5 protein-coding genes and 1 pseudogene are annotated in these 6121 nt (G+C 57.6%); 5 read left to right on the top strand and 1 reads right to left on the bottom strand.

Annotated features, from left to right (window positions below; translation table 11 throughout):
- The 4 genes and pseudogenes from cheZ to ACLQ7H_RS03210 form a co-directional block, all read left to right on the top strand.
- A pseudogene (gene cheZ, locus ACLQ7H_RS03225) lies at positions 1-562 on the top strand (protein phosphatase CheZ); the annotation flags it as partial.
- Between the two features lie 155 nt (positions 563-717).
- On the top strand, positions 718-1860 hold the full coding sequence (gene flhB, locus ACLQ7H_RS03220) for a flagellar biosynthesis protein FlhB (protein WP_411751425.1): 1143 nt from the start codon (positions 718-720) through the stop codon (positions 1858-1860).
- Positions 1853-3931, top strand: coding sequence for a flagellar biosynthesis protein FlhA (gene flhA, locus ACLQ7H_RS03215; protein ID WP_411751424.1), 2079 nt, complete (start codon positions 1853-1855; stop codon positions 3929-3931). Before flhB ends, flhA begins: the two co-directional genes overlap by 8 nt.
- Positions 3931-4332, top strand: a complete 402-nt coding sequence (locus ACLQ7H_RS03210; protein ID WP_411751426.1) for a flagellar protein FlhE — start codon at positions 3931-3933, stop codon at positions 4330-4332. The genes flhA and ACLQ7H_RS03210 overlap by 1 nt, the downstream gene beginning before the upstream one ends.
- On the opposite strand, the gene ACLQ7H_RS03205 is transcribed toward ACLQ7H_RS03210, so the two are convergent.
- Positions 4323-5234 carry a LysR substrate-binding domain-containing protein gene (locus ACLQ7H_RS03205; protein WP_411751423.1) on the bottom strand — a complete coding sequence of 304 codons (912 nt, stop codon included), beginning with the start codon at positions 5232-5234 and terminating at the stop codon, positions 4323-4325. The two genes, ACLQ7H_RS03210 and ACLQ7H_RS03205, sit on opposite strands and share 10 nt — an antisense overlap.
- 129 nt (positions 5235-5363) lie before the next feature.
- Here ACLQ7H_RS03205 and ACLQ7H_RS03200 point away from each other — a divergent pair, with 129 nt between their 5' ends.
- Entirely contained in the window at positions 5364-5951 is a 588-nt protein-coding gene (locus ACLQ7H_RS03200; protein ID WP_411751422.1) for a hypothetical protein, read from the top strand.
- Positions 5952-6121: the final 170 nt, after the last annotated feature.

Below are 6121 nucleotides of genomic sequence, written 5' to 3'. Positions count from 1 at the left end.
GCGTGACAGCATGCGTGAGCTGGGGCTAGATCAGGCTATCGCTCAGGCTGCCGAAGCGATCCCGGACGCACGCGACCGTCTTGATTATGTGGTCACCATGACGGCGCAGGCGGCGGAACGAGCGCTCAACTGCGTGGAAGCGGCACAACCCCGACAGGCGGAGTTGGAGTCGCAGGCCAATACGCTTAAAGGGCGCTGGGACTAGTGGTTTGCCAACCCGATCGAGCTGGCAGATGCCCGTTCACTGGTGACTGATACCCGTCAGTATCTGGATCGGGTGCCGGAGCACACCGCATTCACCAACGCCCAGTTGCTGGAGATCATGATGGCGCAGGATTTCCAGGATCTCACCGGCCAGGTGATCAAGCGTATGATGGACGTGGTGCAGGAGATTGAAAAGCAGCTGCTGATGGTGCTGATGGAAAACATCCCGGATCAGCCAGCCAAAGAGAAAAGACCGAACGACAGCCTGCTCAATGGCCCGCAGTTGGATCAGAACGGGGCTGGCGTGATCGCCAATCAGGCTCAGGTGGACGATCTGCTCGACAGCCTGGGTTTTTGATCTTTTATTAGGGCGCACCCTTGCGCCCTAAATCTTTTCGCTAGCCCATCCCCGAAATAACCGGCCTTTTGCGCCGTTGTTCCCGCAATGAAATCCGCATTTTTTTGGCATGCTGACGGCAATTCTATTCTTCGCACGCAATGGGAACCCTCGCCTTGGCCGAAGACAGTGATATGGAAAAAACTGAGGCCCCCACACCCCACCGGCTGGAAAAGGCGCGTGAAGAGGGCCAGATTGCGCGTTCGCGTGAACTGACCTCGATCCTGATGCTGATTGCCGGGTTGTCGATATTGTGGGTCGCAGGCGGCCATATGGCGCAGCAGTTGGCGAGGATGTTATCGGATGGGCTGCACTTCGATCACCACATGGTCAGCAACGATAAGCAGATGCTGCGCCAGTTTGCCATGCTGCTGCGTCAGGCGGTGTGGGCGTTGATGCCTATCCTGGCCGGATTGGTGCTGGTGGCGCTGGCAGCCCCGATGCTGCTGGGCGGCGTGGCCTTCAGCCTAAAGTTTGATGCCAAGCGCATGAACCCGATTTCCGGATTAAAACGGATGTTCTCCACCCAGGTGCTAGCGGAGTTGCTGAAGGCCATCCTCAAAGCGACGCTGGTAGGTTGGGTAGCCGGGCTCTACCTGTGGCACAACTGGGCGGCGATGCTACATCTGGTCACCCAGCAACCGCAGGACGCACTGCGCAATGCGCTACAGATTGTGATCTTCTGCGGCATGTTGATCGTCCTTGGACTGGTGCCGATGGTGGCCTTCGACGTGTTTTATCAGCTATGGAGCCACTTCAAGAAATTGAAGATGACCAAGCAGGACATCCGCGACGAACATAAGCAGCAGGAGGGCGATCCCCATGTCAAAGGGCGTATTCGCCAGCAACAGCGGGCCATCTCTCGCCGCCGCATGATGTCCGACGTGCCGAAGGCCGACGTGATCGTCACCAACCCGACGCATTACGCCGTGGCATTGCAATACAACGACAAGAACATGAGTGCGCCAAAAGTCCTTGCCAAAGGAGCAGGAGAGATTGCCTTGCGTATCCGTGAATTGGCGAACGAGCATCGAATCCCGACCCTGGAAGCTCCGCCGCTGGCGCGGGCGCTATACCGTCACAGTGAGATTGGGCAGCACATTCCCACGACCTTGTATGCCGCCGTGGCCGAGGTCCTGGCCTGGGTCTACCAGCTGCGCCGTTGGCAGCGTGAAGGCGGCCTGATCCCGAAAAAACCTCAACGTTTACCGGTGCCGCAAGCACTGGATTTTGCTGGAGAGAATAACTCAGATGGCTAATTTGGCCTCCCTGCTTCGTTTGCCGGGTAATTTTAAAGATACGCAGTGGCAGGTGCTGGCTGGCCCGATACTGATCCTGATGATCCTGTCGATGATGGTGCTGCCGTTACCGGCATTTATCCTCGATCTGCTGTTTACCTTCAATATTGCCTTGTCGATCATGGTGCTGTTGGTGGCGATGTTTACCCAGCGGACGCTGGAGTTTGCGGCCTTCCCGACCATTCTGCTGTTCTCAACCTTGTTACGCCTATCGCTGAACGTGGCCTCCACGAGGATCATTTTGATGGAGGGGCATACCGGCTCGGCGGCGGCGGGGCGGGTTGTTGAGGCGTTCGGTCACTTCCTGGTGGGCGGCAACTTCGCCATCGGTATCGTGGTGTTTATCATCCTGGTGCTGATCAACTTTATGGTGATCACCAAAGGGGCCGGGCGTATTGCCGAAGTGGGCGCCCGTTTTGTCCTTGACGGGATGCCAGGCAAACAGATGGCGATCGATGCCGATCTGAACGCCGGGTTGATCGGCGAAGACGAGGCTAAAAAGCGCCGCTCCGAAGTGACGCAGGAAGCGGATTTCTACGGTTCGATGGACGGTGCCAGCAAGTTTGTGCGCGGTGATGCGGTAGCAGGCTTGATGATCATGGTGATTAACGTGGTGGGGGGCCTGTTAGTCGGCGTGATCCAACACGGCATGGAACTGGGTACTGCGGCAGAAACCTATACCTTGCTGACCATCGGTGATGGCCTGGTCGCCCAGATCCCGGCGTTGGTGATCTCGACGGCGGCCGGTGTGATCGTCACCCGCGTAGCGACCGATGAGGACGTTGGCGAGCAGATGGTGAGCCAACTGTTCAACAATCCGCGCGTGATGGTGTTGAGTGCTGCGGTGTTGGGGCTGTTGGGGATGGTTCCTGGTATGCCAAACCTGGTGTTCTTGCTGTTTACGGCGGCACTGCTGGCGTTGGCCTGGCGGCTGCGCGGGCGTGAACAGCAACAGCCGAAGGTTAAAGAACCGCCGCTGCCGCAGGAAAATCCGCAGGCGATGGAGGCCAGTTGGTCTGATGTACAACTGGAGGACCCGTTGGGCATGGAGGTGGGCTATCGCCTGATCCCCATGGTGGACTTTCAGCAAAACGGCGAGCTGCTGGGGCGTATCCGTGGCATCCGTAAAAAATTCGCTCAGGATACGGGCTATCTGCCACCGGTGGTGCATATTCGCGATAACCTCGAACTGTCTGCAGCCAGCTACCGTATTCTGATGAAAGGAGTGGAGATTGGCAGCGGTGAGGCGCATCCGGGGCGCTGGCTGGCGATTAATCCGGGCAATGCGGTGGGCGATCTGGCGGGTGACAAAACCGTCGATCCGGCCTTCGGGCTGGAGGCGGTGTGGATCGATAGCGCACTGCGTGAACAGGCGCAGATCCAGGGGTTCACGGTGGTGGAAGCCAGCACCGTCGTCGCCACTCATCTCAACCATTTGCTCGGTCAGTTTGCCAGCGAGCTGTTTGGTCGCCAGGAAACCCAGCAGCTGTTGGATCGTGTTTCGCAGGAGATGCCGAAGTTGACGGAAGATTTTGTACCTGGGGTAGTTTCGCTGACCACGTTGCACAAGGTGCTACAGAATCTGCTGGCCGAAAGGGTGTCGATCCGCGATATGCGCACCATTATAGAAACGCTGGCGGAACATGCGCCAACGCAAAGCGATCCTTTCGAATTGACCTCTGTGGTGCGCGTGGCCCTTGGGCGGGCCATCACCCAACAGTGGTTCCCGGGTAACGGGGAGATCCAGGTTATTGGTCTGGATACGCCGCTTGAGCGTCTATTGTTGCAGGCCCTGCAAGGGGGCGGCGGCCTTGAACCGGGTTTGGCAGACCGCTTGTTAGATCAGGCCAAACAGGCGCTGCAACGTCAGGAAATGCTCAGCGCACCGCCGGTGCTGCTGGTAAACCATGCGTTACGTGCCCTGTTGGCGCGCTTCCTGCGCCGTACCTTGCCGCAGTTGGTGGTGCTGTCGAATCTGGAAATCAACGACGAACGTCAGATCCGCATGACCTCAACCATTGGAGCTGCATGATGAAAGTTTACCTTCCTCTGTTGGTGTTGTTCGCTCCGTTGGCGGCGCAGGCGGTGTCGGGCTCTTGGGCCGCCGATGCCACCGGCGTAACGCTGGAAACGGGGAGCGTGCGTGACGTTTCCCCCAGCCTGCGGCCAGCCAATCCACTGGCGGCCGAGGCTCGGGTGACTAGCGTAAGCTGGCGTTATCAGTTGCTGGCAGGCGCGCCTGCCGGATTACAGGTGCAGCTTTGCACCTCGTCACGCTGCCTACCGCTCGGCGCGGGCAGTGGCCGCAGTGAGGCTTTCAACGGTATTCCCGCAGACAGCGAGTTCCGCTTCATTTATTACGTGAAGTCTCGCGGCGCGTTAAACCCTCCGCTGCGGGCGATCTCTAATCAGGTGATTGTGAACTATGAGTGAGTATGATAAGGCATCCCTGGCGTTATTTGCCTTAACAGCCAGTCGCGCAACGCAATGATATCCTGGCGTTGCGCGTTTTCTTCCGTGGTAACCAGGTAATAGCGGGCACCGGGTAATGACATCTCGAATGGGGCGGTTAACACGCCGCGTTGTAACAAATCTCGCGCCAGCAACTGGCTGGCAATCACCACCCCCTGTCCCGCAATCGCCGCCTGTAGCGCATGGGTTTCGTCGCTGAAGGTCAGCCCCGCGTCTACATTCAGATCCTGTGGCCCATAGTTCCTCCGCCAGTTTTGCCAGCTCGGGGAGTCGGCGGGCACCAGCCGGTTTTCCACGTGAAACAGCGTCGCCCCGCGTAAATCGTCGATATCTGCCAGCGCCAATGACGGGCTGGCTACCGCGATAAAGCGATCCTCGTACAATAAAGTTGAGTGCAACGTTTGCTCCGGCATTTCACGATAGCGAATGGCGACATCGACGGTACGCTGCGTTAAGTCAACCCGTTCTACGCTGGTATGTAACCGCAGATCGATGTCCGGGAATTCCGCCTTGAAATCGGCCAGGCGCGGCACCAGCCAATGGGTCAGAAAATTGGAGGTAGTGGTGACCGTCAGGGCTTGAGGCTGCTGAGAATGCATGATCTGTGCAGCGGCCTGCTCCAGAGCCGCAAAGGCGCGTTGCGTACCGGCATATAAAATCTCGCCGGTTTCGGTCAGGCTAACTCCACGTGCACTACGTTCGAAGACCCTGCATGCCAGAATTGACTCCAGTAATTTGATCTGATGGCTGATTGCCGTTGCGCTGACGTTGAGTTCCTCACCGGCCTGTTTAAAGCTGCAACAGCTGGCAACCGCATGAAAGGCGCGCAAAGCGCCCAGCGGGGGAAGATGGATTTTTTTCATAGCTGAATTTTTCTCATCCAAGGCTGAAAACTATGAGTTTGTTATGACTATATACCTTGGATAGGCTGATGGCATTCGATTAATGGGGTGAGATTTATTCATCACTCCACCTCAGTGTCAGGAGTCATTATGAGATCACCAGCAGAAATAGGTACCGCAGGTGCGGTAGGGCAACCGGGGGCGATTGCGCGCACCATCGTGTACAGCGTGTTGATATCGGCAGGCGTTTTGCTGTTGAAAATGTGGTGGGGCAGGCCGGAGATTGCCATCACGCTGTGGTTAGCGCTGCTGCTAGCCAATGTCAGCGGAAGGGCGCTGATGCGTTTGCTGGCGGGACACAAGCAGAAAACCCTAGCCGCGTTATGGCAGAGCCTGCTGCTTTCTGCCGTGGGGTTGCTGCTGGTGTTACTTGGCCGCAATGATTGGCTGATGATGTTGCCGGGGATCGTTATCGGCGGCATTGGGCTGGGGAGCGCCAGCCAGGTGACGACGGCGCTGTTGCAGCCGCTAGCTAACATCAGCGTAGCTGCCGGTGTTGTCACGTTAGCGGTCATCGGTGTCGTTATGTCGGTGACGTTGCTGATCCAATCACAGGCATCGGCGAATTTCGCCATTGCGCTGTTGATCGATCTGCTTTTATTGGGCGCGTTGGTGGCGCGTATTGCAGAGCGTGAAGGCCCCTCACCCCAACCCTCTCCCACAGGGAGAGGGAGCTAGAGCGGTTTTATGGTTAGGTACAGGAGCCAATTCCAGCTGGCGCTAGCACAGGTGTAAATGAAAATGTGGGAATGGTATGAGATTCAGACATAGCAGCAGAGTTGTGGCACGTTCCGTCCCCTCTCCCGGTGGGAGTGTACAGACCGGGGACATCATGAACACTTGTTCGG

The organism is Serratia sp. (in: enterobacteria), assembly GCF_046715635.1.
Lineage (GTDB): Bacteria > Pseudomonadota > Gammaproteobacteria > Enterobacterales > Enterobacteriaceae > Chania.
This window is presented reverse-complemented; position numbering and strand designations above follow the sequence as displayed.